Origin of the sequence: Bacteroides sp. f07 (assembly GCF_042854785.1) — a bacterium.
Taxonomy (GTDB): domain Bacteria; phylum Bacteroidota; class Bacteroidia; order Bacteroidales; family Bacteroidaceae; genus Bacteroides.
The window spans coordinates 1,892,656-1,913,753 of the sequence record NZ_BAABXI010000001.1; the positions used below are offsets into that span (position 1 = coordinate 1,892,656).

The 21,098-nt window shown below is 41.7% G+C and carries 15 protein-coding genes, 3 tRNA genes and 1 pseudogene; 6 read left to right on the forward strand and 13 right to left on the reverse strand.

The window, feature by feature from the left end; genetic code table 11:
• Window positions 1-137 precede the first annotated feature (137 nt).
• From ACGHVY_RS07490 to ACGHVY_RS07505, 4 genes are all read left to right on the forward strand, one after another.
• Window positions 138-2,435, forward strand: a complete 2,298-nt coding sequence (locus ACGHVY_RS07490) for a patatin-like phospholipase family protein (RefSeq protein WP_390598169.1) — start codon at window positions 138-140, stop codon at window positions 2,433-2,435.
• 79 nt (window positions 2,436-2,514) lie between these two features.
• Window positions 2,515-2,588 (forward strand) — tRNA-Arg (locus tag ACGHVY_RS07495).
• A gap of 20 nt (window positions 2,589-2,608) precedes the next feature.
• Window positions 2,609-2,682: transfer RNA gene (locus ACGHVY_RS07500), tRNA-Arg, on the forward strand.
• A 21-nt stretch (window positions 2,683-2,703) separates the two neighbouring features.
• Window positions 2,704-2,777, forward strand: a tRNA-Arg gene (locus ACGHVY_RS07505).
• A 170-nt stretch (window positions 2,778-2,947) separates the two neighbouring features.
• Here ACGHVY_RS07505 and ACGHVY_RS07510 read toward each other — a convergent pair.
• The 4 genes and pseudogenes from ACGHVY_RS07510 to ligA form a co-directional block, all read right to left on the reverse strand.
• Window positions 2,948-3,944 (reverse strand): annotated as a pseudogene (locus ACGHVY_RS07510) (transposase).
• Window positions 3,910-4,293, reverse strand: a complete 384-nt coding sequence (locus tag ACGHVY_RS07515) for a hypothetical protein (RefSeq protein ID WP_390598171.1) — start codon at window positions 4,291-4,293, stop codon at window positions 3,910-3,912. Before ACGHVY_RS07515 ends, ACGHVY_RS07510 begins: the two are co-directional and overlap by 35 nt.
• 200 nt (window positions 4,294-4,493) lie before the next feature.
• The gene (dapA, locus tag ACGHVY_RS07520) at window positions 4,494-5,387 is read right to left on the reverse strand and encodes a 4-hydroxy-tetrahydrodipicolinate synthase (protein ID WP_308747030.1); all 894 of its coding nucleotides are present in this window, start codon (window positions 5,385-5,387) and stop codon (window positions 4,494-4,496) included.
• Between the two features lie 59 nt (window positions 5,388-5,446).
• The gene (gene ligA, locus ACGHVY_RS07525) at window positions 5,447-7,447 is read right to left on the reverse strand and encodes an NAD-dependent DNA ligase LigA (protein ID WP_390598173.1); all 2,001 of its coding nucleotides are present in this window, start codon (window positions 7,445-7,447) and stop codon (window positions 5,447-5,449) included.
• Window positions 7,448-7,521: 74 nt separating this feature from the next.
• Between ligA and trmD the strand changes: the two genes are divergently transcribed.
• On the forward strand, window positions 7,522-8,199 hold the full coding sequence (trmD, locus tag ACGHVY_RS07530; protein WP_390598175.1) for a tRNA (guanosine(37)-N1)-methyltransferase TrmD: 678 nt from the start codon (window positions 7,522-7,524) through the stop codon (window positions 8,197-8,199).
• A 217-nt stretch (window positions 8,200-8,416) separates the two neighbouring features.
• Here the strand turns inward: trmD and ACGHVY_RS07535 are convergent, their stop codons facing one another.
• From ACGHVY_RS07535 to ACGHVY_RS07555, 5 genes are all read right to left on the reverse strand, one after another.
• Entirely contained in the window at window positions 8,417-9,328 is a 912-nt protein-coding gene (locus ACGHVY_RS07535; RefSeq protein WP_308747027.1) for a dihydroorotate dehydrogenase, read from the reverse strand.
• The gene (locus ACGHVY_RS07540) at window positions 9,316-10,092 is read right to left on the reverse strand and encodes a dihydroorotate dehydrogenase electron transfer subunit (protein WP_390598178.1); all 777 of its coding nucleotides are present in this window, start codon (window positions 10,090-10,092) and stop codon (window positions 9,316-9,318) included. Before ACGHVY_RS07540 ends, ACGHVY_RS07535 begins: the two co-directional genes overlap by 13 nt.
• A 77-nt stretch (window positions 10,093-10,169) precedes the next feature.
• A complete protein-coding gene (locus tag ACGHVY_RS07545) occupies window positions 10,170-10,640 on the reverse strand; it encodes a helix-turn-helix transcriptional regulator (protein WP_308747026.1) in 471 nt (156 codons plus the stop codon).
• Window positions 10,641-11,858: 1,218 nt separating this feature from the next.
• Complete coding sequence (gene holA / locus ACGHVY_RS07550) at window positions 11,859-12,878, reverse strand: DNA polymerase III subunit delta (protein ID WP_390598180.1); 1,020 nt, start codon at window positions 12,876-12,878, stop codon at window positions 11,859-11,861.
• Between the two features lie 21 nt (window positions 12,879-12,899).
• Window positions 12,900-13,676, reverse strand: coding sequence for an AMP nucleosidase (locus tag ACGHVY_RS07555; protein WP_022137464.1), 777 nt, complete (start codon window positions 13,674-13,676; stop codon window positions 12,900-12,902).
• A gap of 62 nt (window positions 13,677-13,738) precedes the next feature.
• Between ACGHVY_RS07555 and ACGHVY_RS07560 the strand changes: the two genes are divergently transcribed.
• Window positions 13,739-14,188 (forward strand): type I restriction enzyme HsdR N-terminal domain-containing protein, encoded by a 450-nt coding sequence (locus tag ACGHVY_RS07560; RefSeq protein ID WP_308747024.1) that lies wholly within the window; start codon window positions 13,739-13,741, stop codon window positions 14,186-14,188.
• Window positions 14,189-14,350: 162 nt separating this feature from the next.
• Here ACGHVY_RS07560 and ACGHVY_RS07565 read toward each other — a convergent pair whose 3' ends face one another.
• The 4 genes from ACGHVY_RS07565 to ACGHVY_RS07580 all read right to left on the reverse strand — a co-directional run bounded on the left by ACGHVY_RS07565 (window position 14,351) and on the right by ACGHVY_RS07580 (window position 21,097).
• Window positions 14,351-17,506, reverse strand: a complete 3,156-nt coding sequence (locus ACGHVY_RS07565) for an efflux RND transporter permease subunit (RefSeq protein WP_390598183.1) — start codon at window positions 17,504-17,506, stop codon at window positions 14,351-14,353.
• Window positions 17,507-17,553: 47 nt separating this feature from the next.
• On the reverse strand, window positions 17,554-18,663 hold the full coding sequence (locus tag ACGHVY_RS07570) for an efflux RND transporter periplasmic adaptor subunit (protein WP_390598185.1): 1,110 nt from the start codon (window positions 18,661-18,663) through the stop codon (window positions 17,554-17,556).
• A 34-nt stretch (window positions 18,664-18,697) separates the two neighbouring features.
• Window positions 18,698-20,095, reverse strand: a complete 1,398-nt coding sequence (locus tag ACGHVY_RS07575; protein ID WP_390598187.1) for an efflux transporter outer membrane subunit — start codon at window positions 20,093-20,095, stop codon at window positions 18,698-18,700.
• Window positions 20,096-20,266: 171 nt separating this feature from the next.
• Entirely contained in the window at window positions 20,267-21,097 is an 831-nt protein-coding gene (locus ACGHVY_RS07580; protein ID WP_390598189.1) for a zinc ribbon domain-containing protein, read from the reverse strand.
• Window position 21,098 lies beyond the last annotated feature (1 nt).

The window sequence follows — 21,098 nt, forward strand, 5'->3', positions numbered from 1 at the left end:
AAGAGCATTCAACGTTAAATACACGTTGCAATGCTCTTTTTCATTTTAAAACGATAGGCAAAATATCGATAAATTGAAAAGTATTGTATATATTTGAACACTTAATAGACAGAAATACCAATTGCTTGATTCGGGTTATGAGAAAAATTCTTTTAGTGTTAATTACTTTATGGCTGACTATTTCGGCTGTTCACGCCCAAAAAGTAGGACTTGTACTCAGCGGCGGTGGTGCAAAAGGATTAACGCACATCGGTATTATTCGTGCTTTGGAAGAAAATAATATCCCCATTGACTATATTGCAGGCACCTCTATGGGAGCTATTGTCGGTTCCCTGTACGCTATGGGATACTCTCCTGATGACATGGTAGAGTTGCTTAAATCCGAAGATTTCAAACGATGGTATTCCGGGGAAGTGGAAGAAAAGTATGTATATCATTTCAAAAAGAATCTTCCCACTCCCGAATTCTTCAATATTCGTTTTTCGTTCAAAGATTCACTAAAAAATCTGAAGCCTCAATTCCTGCCCACCAGTGTAGTAAATCCAATTCAGATGAATCTTGTTTTTGTAGACCTGTATGCACGTGCCACAGCTGCTTGTAAAGGAGATTTCGATAAACTTTTCATCCCTTTCCGTTGTATTGCGTCTGATGTATATAACAAAAAACAATTAATAATGAAAGACGGAGATTTAGGAGACGCCGTCAGAGCTTCAATGAGTTTCCCATTCATGTTTAAGCCTATTGAGATAGACAATGTATTAGCCTATGACGGCGGTATATATAATAATTTTCCCACAGACGTCATGAGAGATGACTTTCATCCGGACATTATAATAGGAAGCGTAGTGTCAACCAACCCTACCAAGCCCAAAGAAGACGACCTTATGAGTCAAATAGAAAATATGGTGATGCAAAAAACTGATTATTCTATTCCTGATTCAATCGGAATTTCAATGACATTCAAATACGACAATGTTAATCTTATGGATTTCCAGCGTATTGATGAATTGCATGATATAGGATATAATCGAACCATCAGCATGATGGATTCTATAAAAAGTCGTATTCGCCGGCGTATAAACTTTGATAATATACGCTTAAGAAGAATGGTGTACCGGAGCAATCTTCCGGAACTGCGCTTTAAGAATATCATCATTGACGGAGCCAATCCCCAGCAACAAGTTTATATTAAAAAAGAATTTCATAAATCAGACAACAAAGAATTTACCTACGAGGATTTAAAACAAGGCTATTTCAGACTACTTTCAGACAAAATGATTTCTGAAATCATTCCTCATGCGATTTATAATCCCGAAGATGATACATATGATCTGCATTTAAAGGTCAAATTAGAAAATAATTTTGCTGTAAGATTGGGTGGCAATATATCCACCTCCAATTCCAATCAGATTTATCTGGGGCTGAGTTACCAGGACTTGAACTACTACGCTAAGGAGTTTATTCTTGACGGGCAACTTGGAAAAGTCTACAATAATGTCCAGTTTATGGCAAAGATAGACTTTGCCACAGCTATTCCGACATCCTATCGTCTTATAGGTTCGATCAGCACATTCGACTATTTTAAAAAGGACAAGCTCTTCTCGAGAAATAACAAACCTGCCTTTAATCAAAAAGACGAACGATTTTTAAAATTACAGGTAGGCCTGCCTTTTCTTTCGAGCAAACGGGCTGAATTTGGAATAGGAATTGCCAAAATAGAGGACAAATATTTCCAAAAAAGCGTTATTGACTTTGGAAATGACAAATTCGATAAAAGCCGCTATGATTTATTTGGCGGCTCGATTAGTTTTAACGGAAGTACACTTAATTCCCGACAGTATCCGACACGCGGTTATAGAGAAGCACTTGTTGCGCAGATTTTCGTAGGAAGAGAGCGGTTCTATCCAGGCGAAGGAACCACAGGAAGCAACAACAAAGAACATCATTCCTGGCTGCAATTATCTTACATGAAAGAGAAATATCACAATATGAGTGAACATTGGGTATTGGGATGGTATCTAAAAGCATTATATGCCTCCAAGAACTTCTCGGAGAACTATACAGCAACAATGATGCAAGCCGGAGAGTTTTCTCCTACACTACACAGCAAAATGACTTATAATGAAGCCTTCCGGGCCAATCAATTTGTAAGTGCAGGAATCCGGCCTGTTTATCGTTTGAATCAAATGTTTCATCTACGAGGAGAACTTTATGGTTTTATGCCTATTTATCCAATCGAAAGAAACTCGCTGAACAAAGCATATTATGGAAAAGCGTTCTCTAAATTCGAATATTTAGGAGAAATTTCTATTGTATGCCAATTACCATTCGGAGACATCTCTGCATATGTAAATCATTATAGCTCACCGAAAAGAGAGTGGAATGTCGGATTGAGCATAGGTTGGCAACTGTTCAATTATCGGTTCATTGAATAATTTTTCTACAAAAAAAACGTTGAAATGCTTGCTAATTCGAGAAAAGTCCGTATCTTTGCACCCGTTAAAACAAAATAACGGTCGCGTAGCTCAACTGAATAGAGTAGCTGACTACGGATCAGCCGGTTACAGGTTTGAATCCTGTCGCGATCACTTTTTTGAATTAACAAAATGGCCGCGTAGCTCAACTGAATAGAGTAGCTGACTACGGATCAGCCGGTTACAGGTTTGAATCCTGTCGCGGTCACTGAAAAAGAAGTTATTATTGGGTCGCGTAGCTCAACTGAATAGAGTAGCTGACTACGGATCAGCCGGTTACAGGTTTGAATCCTGTCGCGATCACAAAATCCTCTGCATTATATGCAGGGGATTTCTTTTTTTACCCCATTTCATCGAAGAAATCGAGGCTGGCTCAGGCTCAGTTGTAATGGCTCAGTCTGAAAACTTGGGGGATTGCGTTAAAATTCTTATTTTTGCATCATGAAAACAGGCGCATGGTAATAAACCTGTGTTTATGCGTATAGATTGCAAAGGCGGAAGATAAAGAATTTAGTATCGTTGACACCGTGTAGTTTGGCTCTGAATGCCTTTATTTTAGAGTTGATGGACTCGGCGGATGCGTTTGTAGATCGGTTATCAAAGAAAGTTTATTATTTCATCGGAGTGTTCGTAAAAGGTAGCAGCGATGGTGTTGAAAGACTTAAAACCTGATTCAGCCACCTTATTATACCAACGAGCAAGATTGAGCCGGGCGGTATCGGGAGTGGATTTCTTGCTAGAAAATATTGCTCTGAGATGCTGAGATAACCAGTATGCCTCTTTAAGATCAGGATAGAGCGAGAACATCAGATCAATGCGCTGCCGTTGGGATTCAGTCCATTTATCAGGGGATTTAAACAATGCATAACGTCCACGGGCAAGTAGCTCCTTGAGAGTGTCGCCATTTGGAAGCCGTTCAGGAACATACTTCTCGCCTGATAATTTTGCTTGTTCACGCGCTTCGGTATCAGCATTTACGGCGTCCCAGCGATGCTTGATGCGTATCTCCTGCACGGCTTCCAGCGCCAGCTTCTGAACATGAAAGCGGTCAATAACGCGCTTTGCCCTGGGGAAAGCATAGCGGCATATACGGTGCATGCTGTCGGCCAGATCAAGAGTTATCTCAATCACCTTGTTGCGCAGACGACTGTTAATCTGTCTTAATGCGTGCAGTGCCGTATCAGAGTCAGTTCCAAGTACTATGGCTACTATGGAATGTTTTCGCCCGTGAGCTGCTTTGTTGGTAACAATCGTATATAGTTCGCCATTACTCAATGATGTCTCATCAATACTCAGGTGTTCTCCGATGTTTTCAGGGAAGACACGCCATTGCTCGGCATGTAGTCCCTCTGCGGTGTCTTTCCATTGCCAGTAACCGCTCAGATGGCGTTTGTACTGACGCTCGAACAGGTCTCCGTCAATATCGAAGAACCACTCAAGAGAGCGGCCCGTAATCGGGTATCTGTCCAAGCATACCTTTTAAAAAAGCCGCGAACTCTTTCGAGAAGCGGGTGCCTTCAGCTACTATGTCCCAGCGTTTTGAAACGCTCTTACCTGTCTCAATCTCAACCCAACGGCGACGCTTGACGTGAAAGGTCATCTTCCGGCCTCTGACCGGGTAGTCCCGCACTGTGCTTTCCTCGTAGAACCCGTTGGGACGTAGCTGTCCGGCCTCATAGCCGTCAACTCCAGTGTCACGTTCTTCCAGTGTCACATCAAGTGTTTCTTTGTTTTTTTCAACCTTGACCACTTCAAAGTATTCAACCATTTCCTCGGACAGCAGGCACTCGGCCAGTTCTATATACGGATTCTTTTCCATTGCAGTTCTTTTTACTTCTGCAAAGGTGAAAATTTCATCTCACATACACAGGTTTATTACCATGCGCCAGAAAATTTGAGCTCAATTTATACAAACCACCCTCCACCTTGAACCTCTCTATTAGCTAGAAATCATTTCAAGATGAAGGGTGAATCCTTGTTTTTATGAAATATATCAAGAATTTATAGCTTTTCCTGTAATCAGCATTTAATATTTAATTCATTCAAGACCTTACGTATTGCTTCAAATGTAGTAATACGGGTAGGAACCAATGGTAATCGAAGTTTATTTTCAATCATCCCCATAGCATTCAGCATTGATTTCACTCCTGCAGGATTCCCATCTACAAATAGCAGATTGAATAACTCAGTAAATCTGTGGTGAATAGTCAGTGCATTAGCAAAGTCTCCTTGGAGCGCCAGACGCGTCATACGGCTAAATTCACGAGGAAAAGCATTGCCGATAACTGAAATAACCCCAACAGCTCCCAAGGTGATAAGAGGGAAAGTGATACCATCATCACCAGAGATTACATTAAAGTTCTCCGGCTTATTCTTGATAATATCATCCATTTGAGTGATATTACCAGATGCTTCTTTTATGGCAACCACATTACTGAAATCACGAGCAATACGCAAAGTAGTCTCAGCAGTCATATTTACGCCCGTACGCCCCGGAACATTATACAACACGATAGGAAGCTCTGTCGCTTCGGCAATCGCCTTATAATGTTGGTAAATGCCTTCCTGAGAAGGCTTATTGTAATACGGCACAACAGACAATATAGCGTCAACTCCTGTGAAATCATCGTTTTTCAATGTTTCTACAATAGCACGAGTATTATTACCACCTACACCCAACAGAATAGGAATTCTTCCGTTAACGCGGTCAATTACCATCTTTTTTATGGTTTTCTTTTCTTCCTCGGTAAGAGTCGGGGTTTCGGCTGTAGTTCCCAGCACACATAAGAAATCCGCATTATTCTGTAATAGATAGTCCACCATGCGCATCAATGCGTCATAGTCAACGCTCTCATCCTCTTTGAAAGGAGTAATCAGTGCTACCCCCATTCCTTTCAATTTAGTCTGTATCATGAGTTTTAATTATAATCTCTAATTTATTTAGCCGCAAAAGTACGAATATTTTTCTTATCTTACGATATAAGTTTCAGAAATTCGTCTTCGCTCAGTATGGTTATTCCAAGTTTTTTTGCTTTTTCCAGTTTCGCAGGCCCCATATTATCTCCGGCAAGGATGAAACTTGTTTTCGCAGAAATACTTCCTACATTTTTGCCACCGTTTTTCTCGATAAGCTCCTTGTACTCGTCGCGCGAATAATGAGTAAATACACCACTGATAACGACAGACTGTCCTGCCAACTTATCCGTATATCCACTTAAATCTTCTTCAGTGCGGTAAAGCTGCAATCCGGCATCTTTCAATCGGCCAACTAACTCACAATTAGCCTCGTTTGCAAAATACAGCAAGATGCTTTGAGCTATTTTTTCTCCGATTTCATCGATACTAATCAACTTCTCAAGATCCGCCTGCTGCAATTCATCTATATTTTCAAACGATTTTGCAATCTTCTTCGCTACAGTTTCACCAACAAAGCGAATTCCTAAAGCAAAAATCACACGCTCGAAAGGAACTGTTTTACTTTGCGCAATTCCTGTTATGATATTCTCCGCCGACTTTTCCCCCATACGTTCCAATCCCTTGATATCATCAGTTGTGAGGTCATACAAATCAGCCGTATTTTTGATTAATCCCAACCGATAAAACATATCTACCGTTTCGGGACCTAACCCGTCAATATTCATAGCCTTACGACTAATGAAATGTTCAATTTTACCCTTAATCTGAGGAGGACACGCTGTTTCGTTCGGACAATAGTGAGCAGCTTCTCCCTCATACCTGACTAATTTACTGCCACATTCAGGACAAGCAGTAATGAACCTAACTTTCTCGCCAAGCATAAAACTACGCACATCCTTGTCCACACCCGTAATTTTAGGAATGATTTCACCCCCTTTTTCCACATAAACCATATCCCCAATGTGCAAATCAAGCCCTTCGATAATATCAGCATTGTGCAAAGACGCACGTTTTACGACTGTTCCCGAAAGCTGCACAGGATCCAGATTCGCTACAGGAGTGACAGCACCTGTTCTACCTACCTGATATGTCACTTTATTCAAACGTGTCAAAGCACGTTCTGCCTGAAACTTATATGCAATAGCCCATCGGGGAGATTTGGCTGTGAATCCCAGATTTTTCTGTTGCCGCAGACTATTTACCTTCAAAACAATTCCATCTGTGGCAACCGGCAGGTTCTTACGCTCTACATCCCAATAATTGATAAATTCAAAAACATCCTCCAATGTCTGGCATTTGCGTGTCAAATCAGATATTTTAAAGCCCCATTTTGCCGCTTCCTGAAGATTTTCATAATGTCCGTCACAAGGTAAATTATCTCCCAGCAGATAATATAAATATGCATCCAGCTTACGGGAAGCCACAATAGAAGAATTCTGCAACTTCAAAGTACCAGAGGCTGCGTTTCTCGGATTAGCAAAAAGCGGCTCTTCTCGTGCCTCTTTCTCACGATTCAATTCTTCAAACACTTCCCATGGCATAAGAATTTCCCCGCGAATTTCAAAAGCGGTGGGATAATCATCACCATGGAGTACAAGCGGGATAGAACGGATTGTTTTTACATTATCCGTCACATCATCTCCTTTTTCACCATCACCACGGGTTACGGCGCGAATCAATTTTCCATTTTCGTAAGTCAATGAAATTGAAGTACCGTCATATTTCATTTCACAACAAATCTCAAAATCTTCATTGAGCGCCTTGCGGACACGTTCATAAAAGTCCGTCACTTCCACTTCCGAGTATGTATTTGCTAATGACAGCATGGGATATTTGTGCGCCACCTGGGTAAAATTCTTATTAAGGTCACTTCCCACACGCATAGTGGGCGAGTTTTCATCTTTATACTCCGGATGCGCCTGTTCCAAATCCTGAAGTTCACGCATCTTGTCGTCAAACTCCTTATCCGATATTTCGGGAGCATTCAACACATAATAATTATAATTGTGCCGATGAAGTTCGGCACGCAATTCCTCTATTTTTTCCTTTATATCCATATTTCTTCGATTGTTTAAGGCAAAAATACAGGTTTATCTTTGAATATTTGTACTTTTGCGAAAAATTAAAGATTATGCGTATTGATATTATAACAGTTTTACCCGAAATGATTGAAGGTTTCTTCAATTGTTCCATTATGAAACGGGCTCAGAATAAAGGACTTGCAGAAATACATATTCACAATCTGCGTGACTATACTGAAGATAAATACCGCCGTGTCGATGATTATCCCTTCGGTGGTTTCGCCGGAATGGTTATGAAAATAGAACCTATCGAGCGTTGCATCAATGCCCTTAAGGCAGAACGGGAGTATGATGAAGTAATCTTCACAACCCCCGATGGAGAACAATTCAACCAACCAATGGCCAACAGCCTTTCTTTGGCACAGAACCTTATTATTCTTTGCGGACACTTCAAAGGAATTGATTATCGTATCCGCGAACATCTGATTACTAAAGAAATCAGCATCGGAGATTACGTCCTGACAGGTGGCGAACTGGCCGCAGCAGTCATGGCAGATGCTATTGTACGTATCATTCCCGGAGTTATCTCTGACGAACAATCCGCACTTTCCGATTCTTTCCAGGACAACTTGTTGGCCGCACCTGTATATACCCGTCCTGCCGATTATAAAGGTTGGAAGGTCCCTGATATTTTATTATCCGGACATGAAGCGAAGATTAAAGAATGGGAGTTGCAACAATCTCTCGAACGCACCAAAAGACTTCGTCCTGACCTATTAGAAGAATAGAATAAGATGTAAATAAAAACGACGGTAAAGAATTGTCTATTCTTCACCGTCGTTTTCTATTATACCCATCGCCTGAGAATTCCACTTTCTGCTCTTCCCCTAAACACCGATTTCTTTTTTAGCCATTATCTTTAGCCTGACGCTTGTCTCAAAACCCCGGAGAGAAAATAGCATTTTTCCAGCTTATCCTGTGCGAATGGTTATTGTATGTTTGCCGTTATACCTCAAGCGCACCAATAATTTCTCTCACAGACTTATATCCGTGTCTATCCAAGTAATTATTTATACCATCTTCTACCTTGATGGTAACGGCTGGATCTATGAAATTTGCTGTACCAATCTGGATAGCAGATGCACCTGCAAGCATGAATTCAACCGCATCTTTCCAGTCCATTATCCCCCCTAAACCGATGACAGGAATCTTTACCGATTTAGCAACCTGCCATACCATACGCAATGCGATAGGTTTTACGGCAGCTCCGGACATTCCGCCTGTTATAGTAGACAAAATAGGACGTCTACGTTCCGCATCAATCGCCATTCCCAGCAATGTATTGATTAATGACACACTATCCGCACCACTTTCTTCTGCTGCTCGAGCTATTTCAGTGATGTCAGTGACATTCGGGGAGAGTTTTACGATAAGTGTCTTTTTGTAAGCAGAACGCACAGCTTTTACTACTTCTGACGCACCTTTTGCTGACACACCAAAAGCCATACCACCTTGCTTTACATTAGGGCAAGAGATGTTTAATTCTATAGCAGGAATTTTGTCAAGTTCATTAATAATTTCGGCCGTTTTCACATAATCCTCGATAGCGGAACCCGAAACGTTTACAATCATATTCGTTTGTATGTCCTTTATGCGGGGATATATATGTTCTACGAAGTAGTCAACACCCTTATTTTGCAGTCCTACAGCGTTTAACATACCCGAAGGAGTTTCGGCCATACGTGGATATGGGTTTCCTTCACGTTTGTGAAGAGTAGTTCCTTTTACAATGATACCGCCTATTCGCGCTATATCAATGAAATCCGAGAACTCTTCACCGTATCCAAATGTACCGGATGCCGTCATCACCGGATTCTTCATTTGTAATTCACCAATATTTACACTTAAATCTGCCATAGTAGTTTATTTATATTAAAAACAGGACCTTCTTTACATACACACAAGTGACCTTCTGTCGTATTTTCCACACAACATAAGCATGCTCCGATACCACAAGCCATTGTGTTTTCCAAAGATACTTCACATTCTATCTGATTACTTTTGGCATATTTTGCCACCGCCATCATCATAGGTTTAGGACCACAAGTGTAAATTTGCTCAAATCGCACCTTATTTAATATAGAATGTTGGGTGACATATCCTTTCTCTCCATGACTGCCATCCTCCGTCGTAGTGTACACTTCACCATATTTAGCAAATTCCTCTAGTTGCAACAAGTCTTTATCACTACGCGCCCCTAAAAGGAATATAGGTTTATGGCCATTTTTGACCAATTGTTCACCCAAATACAACATAGGAGCCGTACCGACACCACCACCAACTAACAGGAGCTTATCAGAAGGCATCTGCGGCATTGTGTAGCCATTCCCCAACGGAAGTATCGTATTGATTATATCGCCTGGATTTATTTCTGCCAAGCGTCTTGTTCCGTCTCCAACCAGTTGGATCAGAAACCATACTTCATTTCGTTGTTTATCTACAAAATTAATAGAAATAGGGCGACGCAGGAATGTGGTAAGCGAACCGTCCACCCGAAGTTCAGCGAACTGCCCCGGCAACATTTCGGGCAGTAACGATTGAGAAGTCAGTTTTAGCAATACATAATTAGCATGCAGTCTGATATTCTCAGTAACCGTCAGATCTAAAATAAATTTCTTCATGTATGGATATAAAAAGTATAAATTCGTATTCCGAGTGCAAAGATACAGGAATTTGCTCAAACCTGCGATTTTACCACTTATTTTTCAGGCCTAAACGTTTCATAAGTATTATCATCAAAGAAAATCCTTATTTCGGTGATTTTTCTAGCAGGCTTTTCTATATATCTAATCTCCTGTTTTACAATTTCTTTAGGCGCATTTTCAGTACTTCTTAACGCCATTTCCTTGCGATTTTCCAAAGCAATCGTCTCTTTGGACGAATTTACGGGATTCTCATCAAACAAGGAAGGTTGATAATCACCATTAGAAGAAACTAGTGAAGACTCTTCCACAGAAGCTAACATTTCACCTTTTCCATATAGTAACCATTCAAGATTAACGTAACTATAAGTTTGATGAACTTTCATCACTACTTCCAGACTCGGCTTATTCCTATCATTTAAAATATGAGAAAGAGTAGACTGCTGAACTCCAATTGTCTCAGCAAAAACTCTGGGGGGAACTTTTTCCCTCTCCATAATCATTCTAATTCTGTCTTTTATTTCCATACTGCCTTTATTGAGTTATAATTATATGTACCAAATGTTGATTTCACAAAAATACATATAAAGATTTTCATTATACAAAGGTAAATATTACAATTCACAAAAGCAAATTACAAATATAAAAATATGGATATTACAAAAGTATTCATAAATTCACTATTCTAATATCACGTCTATATAATAGATAAAACAGCATATTTTAAAACAATACCTTCAGTTTAACTAAAGTATATTAGATATTGATAATAAGCTAATTATACATGCATAATATTATATAAATACGAGCATTTACAAAAGTACCGAACATACAAACTACTAATTTATAGCAAAGAATCAAGCAAATCGCATATACATCTGATAATCATAGCAATAATATGTAATTAAATGAGTGTTAAACACTCTCCCACTACATTTATATCATGAAAATTATTTCTGTAAACTTATATTTACACATTTGTACTTATGTCGATCTTATTACATATGTATAGCATTTACATTAATACTAATCACAAGAGTATAATCATAAATACACAACTGTAAATTCAATAAGTTGCACCTGCAATAAAATAAAGGATAAACCTCATTATTTACGAATGTATTTCAAGATTTTATCAAATCATCTTTTACATTCCACTATAAAACTAAGAATCCTTGCGATATTTCCAGCCATTTACCCGATTCGCTGTTTTTTTTCAATTCCAGAAGACTCTTTTTACATATAATCATCTGTAATACAATAAATTATTGCATATTTTTCAATTATATTATTTAGTTGAAATAGAAAAATGAAGCTAATAGTCCTCTAATAATCCTAGAACTATCAAAATGATATTTTGAGATCACCATTAAAAAGAGAGTTTTCTACTTTATCACTAACAAATGGGAGTTATACTTACTATATCCGGCTCTACCAACCTTTTGGTAAAGAACTCAAATTTTTCAATGAAAAAGCGAATTCATCCAACTGAAAAATAACATTGTAAATAACGAAATGAAATTTTAATAAAAGAAATAAAGGCTACTGGAGGGGAAGCTATTAAAAGAGAATAAAGAAAAACAAGGAAAGAAATGCGGCTAATTTCTTGTTTGATTTTTTATTCAAAATATAAACGTATATTTCAGATAAAAGCTAGAAATCACACGAATATAAAAAAGGCATATACTCTATTCCATCTCTAGTAAAAGTATATGCCTTTTCATTATATCAGAAACTCGATTTTTCTAATGCAAAATATTAAACACCAATTCGCGGAGAATATCTCCATCTGTCATTGAACTGTTTTTTACTCCTTTTGATTTTGCGTCAGCATATCGTATTTCACCAACGATTTGCATCGTCTTTACTCCACTATATTTTCGCATAGCAGCTATGTAATCTTTAGCTTGCCAGGATGTCTTTAATCCCAGCATATTGGCAATTCCCTGCTCTGATTTATCAGGTGCATAATACGCCAGCATCAGGTTAGAATAAAAGCTGAATAACAGAGACAATGTCATCTGTATCGGATTCGTTTTCGGATTTTCTTCAAAATATTTTATTATCCTATTTGCCTTAAGAATATCCTTTTCTACAAGCGCACTCCGCAATTCAAAGTTATTATAATCCTTGCTTATACCGATATTCTTTTCTATTTGCTCAGGGGTTACACGTCGCTGACCAGCAGGCAAAGTGATAATCAGTTTTTCCAGTTCTCCAGTCAGGCGGCTTAAATCAGAACCTACAAAGTCAGCCAGCATAGCTGTCGCTTTAGGTTCCATATCCCCCCCTTTACGTTTCATATAAGACGAAATAAAAGCCGGCAACTGTGCATCTTTTATCTTTTTCGATTCGAACAACACACCTACTTTATCTATTTCGGCGGCCAACTTTTTTCTGCGGTCTAACGTACCGTGTTTATGACATATCACCAAAATAGTAGAGAGCAGCGGTTTCTGAAGATAGTAAGACAACTCCTCCATATTACGGATTGCCTGTGCTTCCTTTACCACTACCACCTGATGCTCAGACATCATCGGATAACGTTTCGCAGCATTTATAATAGTAGCTACATCTACATCAGCACCGTACACAACGGTCAGATTGAACTCCTTTTCCGTTTCGTTCAACACATTATCCGCAATGTAATCTGCGATCAGGTCGATATAGTACGATTCTTCCCCCATCAGATAATAGACAGGACGATACTGCTTCGCCCTCAACTCTTTGAGGATGTCATCACACGTCAATTCTTGTTTTGCCATATATATTTTTCAGACCGGGAGTTACCAGTCAAATTTCAAGTGTTTTACAGTTTTCTTTTCATCGATAATCATGCGCAAGGAAGCGATACCTATCTCCACATGCTCTTCTACGTAATTTCTAGTGACCAGATTATCGCTTTTATCCGTTTTCACTCCGTCAGGAGTCATCGGCTGGTCAGAAACCAAAAGTAACGCACCTGTAGGAATATGATTGGCAAAGCCACAACTAAACAAAGTAGCCGTTTCCATATCAACCGCCATGGCACGAGTCTTTTTCAGATATTCCTTGAATGTTTCGTCATGCTCCCAAATGCGTCGGTTGGTAGTATATACAGTACCTGTCCAGTAGTCACGCCCTTTGTCACGGATAGATGAAGAAACGGCACGTTGCAACATAAAAGCGGGTAATGCCGGGACTTCAGGCGGAAAATAGTCGTTGGAAGTTCCCTCACCACGAATAGCGGCAATAGGAAGAATCAAATCACCAAGCTGATTCTTCTTGTCGATGCCCCCGCATTTGCCAAGGAACAGACAAGCCTTCGGACGAATGGCACCCAGCAAATCCATAATAATTGCGGCATTAGGACTTCCCATACCGAAGTTAATCATTGTAATGCCTTCGGCAGTAGCAGAGATCATATTAGCGTCTCTACCCAATATCGGAACATCAAATTGATTGGCGAAAATCTCTACGTACTTGTTGAAGTTAGTCAACAGAATATACTCCCCAAAATCTTCCAGGTTACGTTTTGTGTAACGCGGCAGCCAATTAGCGACGATTTCTTCTTTTGTTTTCATAATTTCATTAAATTTGTGGTCCCAAATGAAGGAACCCATTATTTAACTTACAAAAATAATAAATGTTATCGTTAAACCTACCAGTATTCGACACTAAAATAAACGTACGAAACGGAAAAAATGTAATTTTCGACGTGATTCGCAAGCGATATGTCGCCCTTACCCCGGAAGAATGGGTACGGCAACACTTCGTTCACTTTCTTATTGCACATAAGGGATACCCGTCCGCACTCATTGCCAATGAAGTGATGGTAAAGTTGAACGGTACTACCAAAAGATGCGACACGGTACTTTACCGGAGAGATTTATCCGCCCGGATGATTGTGGAATACAAAGCTCCCCACATTGAAATCACACAAGCGGTCTTCAATCAGATTACCCGATACAATATGGTGTTGAAAGTAGACTATCTGATTGTCAGCAATGGGATGCAACACTATTGCTGCCGGATGGATTATGAAAATCAGAGTTATACTTTTCTGAAAGATATTCCTGATTACAATTCCCTATAATCATCCGTTTATCCCTCCCTCAAAACATACTTTATCCACAGTATAAAAATAGCGTCACTATCCGTCCAAGATAGTGACGCTATTTGCCTACTATAGTGACGCTATCCCGAACGGATAGCGTCACTATATCAACTGCTGTCCTGAATAGCCCTCAGGGCACTTTTACTCTTGCGTTACGATGTCTTTCTTCCCATTATCATCCACTTTCTTTTTGCTGAATCTCTCCTGCAATTTCTGCATCAATTCATAGAAGTTAGGAACATAAACCGTAGCCAACAGCGTATTCATTGCCATACCGAATACCACTGCGGCACCCAACGCAATACGACTCTCCGCACCTGCTCCGGTCGCAATCAATAAAGGCATCACTCCTAAGACGAAAGCAAAAGACGTCATCAGAATCGGACGTAGACGAACGTGTCCCGCTTCAAATGCCGCTTCACGGATAGAGTTACCTTCAGCACGGAAATCACGGGCAAACTCCACAATCAAGATACCGTTCTTTGCCGAAAGCGCAATGAGGAGAATAATACCGATCTGCGTATAAATACTCACCGGAGTCCCCATAACCCAACAACCGATCATCGCCCCCAACAATGCTACCGGCAATCCGATGACAGCCGCTACCGGACTCGTCCAACTTTCATATTGAGCCGCCAAAACCAGGAAAGCAACAATCAAAGCCATAATCAGGACGATGGTCGTTGTATTTCCCGCCTGCGTTTCCTGATAGGCGACAGAAGTCCATTCGTAACCAAATTCATCTCCCAGTTGCTCCTTAAACAGTGCTTCCACTTCCTGAATAGCCTGCCCGGTACTACTTCCGGGAGCTACATTACAAGTCAAAGCCGCAGTGGAATACATATTATACCGGTTAATCTGATCCTGCCCCAACTGCTCTTCCACTTTGGTAAAGGAAGAAAAAGGAACCATCTCTCCTGCCGAATTCGGCACACTCAACTTCAGCACGTCATCAATCACTCGCTGCGCCTGGTCGCGCGCCTCTATTTTCACCTGATAAATCCGTCCGAATTCCACAAAATCATTCACATATGCCGCTCCCATATAATATCCCAATGTAGAAAAGACATCATTCAGGGCAATTCCCATGAACTGGACTTTATCACGGTCTATATTGAGAAAATATTGTGGCACATTCGCCTGATACTGACTGGATATAGAGGCTAAAGCAGGCTTGCTGCGATAAGAAGCCAACAGAGCGTTGATAGCCTGTTGCATCTCCGTCGGTCCCAGATTTTTCCGGTCTTCCACTTGAAGTTGCAAACCGCCCGAAGCTCCCAAGCCGGGAATAGCCGGCGGAACCATCGCAAACACCTGCCCGCCTTGAATCGTCATATATGCTTCACCGTTGAAACGGTTGACAACGGCAGCAGCCGTATGCGCCTTCCCTTTCCTCTTACTCCAATTTTTCAATACAACAAAGTAGGTAGCCGAATTACTCTGTTCACCACCGCCCATAACGGAGAAACCGGAGATACCAATATAATTCTGTACCTCAGGATACGAATCAAGTATGGCGTTAATCTTATCGCCAACCGCCTGTGTACGTTCCAGACTGGCAGCAGGCGGCAACTGAACCGCAGCAATAAAATACCCGTCATCTTCATCGGGAACAAACGTAGAAGGCCAGTGCATAAAGAGCAGAACAGCAATAACTGACAAAATGGCATAAGACACAAAACTGAATCCCGGACGTTTGAGCAGCCACTTCACGATCCCGTCATACACCCCTTGCGTTTTATCATAAGCCTTATTGAACCCTCTGTATATGAAGAACTTGGAAGGCTTGCTCTTTTCAAGGAACAACGCACAAAGCGCAGGCGTCAACGTCAACGAATTAAAACCGCTCAATACAGTCGACGCAGCAATGGTCAACGCAAACTGCTTATACAACTGACCGGAAATGCCACTAATCAACATCGTAGGAATAAACACGGCAAGCAACACAAGCACTACCCCGACAATCGGACCCGTAATCTCTCCCATTGCCTTCGTCACCGCTTCACGAGGTGAATACTGTCCGGTTTCCAACAACCTCGAAGCATTCTCCACCACCACTATCGCATCATCCACCACAATGGCAACTGCCAAAATCAGTCCGAACAATGTCAGCGTATTGATAGAGAACCCGAATGCCGCCATCACAGCAAGCGTACCAATCAGAGAAACCGGAATGGTGAGACATGGAATAATAACCGCCCTCCAATTCTGAAGAAACAGAAAAATGACAAGCACCACCAGCAAAGTAGTCTCGAAGAACGTCACCATCACTTCATCAATAGACGCATGAATCACGTCCGTTGTATCCAATGTCACATTATAAGAGACTCCTGACGGAAAATTGGCAGCCAACTCTTCCATTTTGGCTTTCACTCCTTTTGAAACATCCAGAGAATTGGAACCCGGTTGCTGATAAATAGCGATAGCCGCCGTAGGTTTCCCATTCAGCCGGGACACCACACTATAAGAAGCAGACCCCAAATCAATCCGGGCGATATCCTTCAGGCGAAGCATCGCTCCGTCTTTCTCAGTCCGGATGATGATATTACCGAATTGTTCCGGTGACTTAAGCCGTCCCTGTACATTCAGACTATATTGAAACGCATTCTTATTATCCTGTCCGATAGGTTGCCCGATATATCCTGCGGAAACTTCCACATTCTGCGACTGGATGGCTTGATAGACCTGCTGCGGTGAAATATTGCGAATCCGCATGGCTTCGGGATCCAGCCAGACACGCATTGAGTAGTCCCCCGCTCCCATCACATTTACCGCGCCGACTCCCGGCACACGGGTCAACTGGTCGACAAGATTCAATTTAGCATAGTTTGTCAGATACAAGCTATTGTAGACAGAATCCTGCGAAGTCATCGTCAGAAACATAACAATATTCGAAGATTGTTTCTGCACAGTCACCCCCTGCACCACTACCGGTTCGGGAAGCGAAGATTGCGCGATACTTACCCTGTTCTGTACTTGCACGGTTGCCATGTCGATATCCGTACCGACAGCAAAAGTGATAGTCAGGGAGTACGCTCCCGACGAAGAAGAATTGGAAGACATATAGAGCATACCGTCTACACCATTCACTTGCTGTTCGATAGGAATACCTACCGTCTGAGCCACCGTTTCAGCATTTGCCCCCGGATAGACGGCAGATACCTGCACCGTCGGCGGTGTAATTTCCGGAAACTGCGCTACGGGCAATATATTTAGTGTCACCAGACCGGCCACCACAATGAGCAGGGCAAGCACTGTGGCAAAGATCGGTCGGTTTATAAAGAATTTAGAAAACATAAATCTATGAGTTTAGGATTAATACTTAAAATGAAAGGACTCCCCCTTTATGGTACAGGTTTTATCTTCATTCCGTCTCTGACTTTCATCAGAGCTTCCGTGACATACCGTTCTTGCGGAGAAATCCCGCTCAACACCTGACGCAAGGTATCCCCCATCAACTGCCCTATTTCGATATGGCGGTAATGAACTATATCCGAGTCATTTACAACATACAGATATTTACCCGACTGATCGGTCCCTATAGAAGCTTCCTTCACCAATACAGCCTTTTCAGCTTCTCCATAAGGAAGGGTAATGCTCACATACAATCCGCTTTTCAAAATACCTTTCGGGTTATCAAAATTGGCGCGCACCATCAAGGTTCCCGTACTCATATCTACATTCGGAGACAAATAATCCAATACGGCAGGATAAGACGTTGTTCCGTCTTTACCTAATTGTACCATAATCTTCTGCGGCAGATTCCTTGCCGATTGTCCATCATTCATCGCCATACCCAGCCACTGATTATCCGCTACATTAAAATACGCATACATTTGATTGTCCTTATAAATAGTGGCCAAGGTAACGGGCTGCAACGATCCGCCCACATAACTTCCTATGTCCACAGTCGACTTCGTGATAGTTCCGTCAAAAGGAGCGCGGACATAGCAGTATCCCAGATTCGTATGAGCCGTACTCAAAGCAGCTTCCGCATTATTCACTGCCGCAATGCCTTCTGTCACATTAGCTTCCGATTGAAGTAGCTGTATCTGACTTACCGCATCACTCTTTATAGCTTCCTTCATACGGCTATAATTACTGCGTGCATACTCCAGTTGTGCCCGGGCAGTCTGCAAATCCGCTTCCGCCTGTTCCACCTTATCCTTATATAAGGTAGGCTCGATGACAAACAGCAATTGTCCCTTCTTTACTCTCCCACCCGGAGTGTAGGAAATTGCCTGCAACGTACCGTTTACCCTCGCCACCAGGTTTACCGTCTGCTCCGTTGCCAGATAGCCCGGATAATCTTTCGTCAAAGTAATATCCTCTACTACTGGTTTGGTCACGCTAATTTCAGGAGCAGGCATCCCGCCCGTCGCTCCTACGCTCTTTTTCTCCTTGCATCCTGTCAATATCGGTAGCGCAAGAAAGATATACATCAGTTTTTTCATATCCGTTAGGTTATATTTTAATTATAGATTCTTTTTATTCTTGCCAGCCACCGCCCAGAGCTTTGTAAAGGGCTATGAGTTGCAACAACGAACTCCCTTCCGCCTGCACCAGTTGATTTTCATAAGACAACAGCGAACGTTGTGCGTCAAGCACATTCTGAAAAGGAGAAAGTCCTTGTTTATAAAGTTCCAAGGAAAATTTCAATGTCTCGACACCTTGATTGCGCACTTCTCTCAGCGCCACAATCCGCTTGATGGAATTTCGATAGGAATTCATTGCATTATCAGTTTCCTGCACAGCAGTCAGCACTGTCTGGTTAAATTGATTAATCGTTTCATCCAGTTGGGCTTTTGCCAGCCTTGTAGCGTTGACCAACTGCCCGCCGCTGAAAATCGTCCAACTCAACGCCGGAGCAATCTCATAAGTCATACTCTTACTTTTCACCAAGTCTTTTAAGTCACGGGCAGCATAGCCAAACGATCCTTTCAGAAAAACTTTCGGCAACCAGTCGGCCTTAGAGGCTCCGAGCAATGCCGCCTGCGCGTTTACATTCCGCTCCGCACTCCGTACATCGGGTCTTCGCAATAATAAATCGACAGGCATCCCCACTCCGATGGGTTCCATATAATCGGGTAATGTACCCGTTACCTCCAAGACTGGACGAATTTCCTGAGGATACATGCCTAACAAAACAGCCAACGTTGTAATATATTGATTGATACCTGCTTCCAGTTGCGGAATAGAAGCTCTCGTGCTATACAAAACGGACTTGGCTTGTGCGACATCCAATTTGGCGACAAGTCCGGTATTATAACGTACTTCCGTAATTTTCAACACTTTCTCCTGCGAATCGACATTCTTTTTCACCACTTCAAGTTGCTGCTGCAATTCCCGCAGGTTGATATAGGCTGAGGCTACTTCCGCTGCCATAGAAATCATCACTCCCGTATATTCTTCCTTACTTGCGGCAAAATTCTCCTTTTGCGCTTTCACCCGTTTGCGGATACTGCCGAAGATATCAATTTCCCAACTCATACTGAGCGAAGCATTGTAGTAATGCTCCGTAGACTGCGGCAAGGCACTGGTATTTCCGCTTGTCTCCTCACGAGTCCATCCGGCATTCATCCCGATGGAAGGAAAGAAGTTGCTGCGCTCCATCCAAAGATTGGCACGGGCGGCAGATATACGGTTGATAGCCATCGCAACAGAAAAATTACGGTCTACAGCCAGGGCAATCAAAGAATCCAGCTTGGTATCCCGGAAAGATTTCCACCAATGATCGTCCACCGGAAGCGTCTGTTGAAACACTTCTCCACTTTCTTCCCATTCGTTGGGAATAGCCGTTTTCAGATAACGGTTGGCAGTTTGTCCAACTGCAGACAGAGTTGAAAGAAACATAAGGAGCGATGTGCCCCACACTCGTATATTCATATCAGTTCAGGTTTTTATTAAAATGATATGATAACAACTAAAGGTTTAGTTTGTTTATTTCGGATAAGTACCGTACTTAAATCTGCATGACATACTTATATTAAGAAAGGAGCATAAAAAAAGCTCCGCCATAATGCGGAGCTTTGAAAAATATTGCGAAAATACAAACTCTTATTCTGCTGTTTTTCTTCTGATTGCTCTTTTGGTAGTTGGTGCCGGAGCTTCTTCCACCTTGTGTTCGAGCTGTACGCCAGCCAATTCCGGGTCAATCATGATACGTCCGCAATATTCGCAAACGATCACTTTCTTACGAGAGCGGATATCCAACTGTCTCTGAGGCGGAATCTTGTTAAAACATCCGCCACAAGCATCACGCTGTACGTACACGATACCCAGACCGTTGCGGGAGTTCTTACGGATACGTTTGAATGACTGCAACAGACGCGGCTCGATTTTAGTTTCCAAATCTTTGGCTTTGTCTCTCAGCTTCTCTTCTTCCTGCTTGGTTTCAGAGATAATTTCATCCAGTTCGCTCTTCTTCTGTTCGAGGTCTTTTTGTCTTTCGTTCAGAATCTGTTCGTTCTTCACCACTTCAGCCTCTTTCTCTTCTCTGTCCGCAGAGTATTCCTTGATTCTCTTCTCGCAAAGTTCGATTTCCAATGTCTGGAACTCGATTTCTTTTGTCAGGAAGTCATATTCACGGTTGTTGCGGACATTGTCTTGCTGTGACTTATATTTTTCAACCGAAGCTTTAGCCGTTTCAATCTCTACCTTCTTGCCGGAAATAGCTGTTCTAAGTTCATCTACTTCAGCCTTAATCTTGTCGATACGAGTACTCAAACCGGCAATCTCATCTTCAAGGTCTTGCACTTCCAACGGAAGTTCACCTCTCAATGTCTTGATCTCGTCAATCTTAGACAACATAGTTTGCAGTTGGAACAGTGTCTTCAACTTCTGCTCTACTGTCAACTCATTCGGATCTTTTTTTGCTTCTCTAGCCATT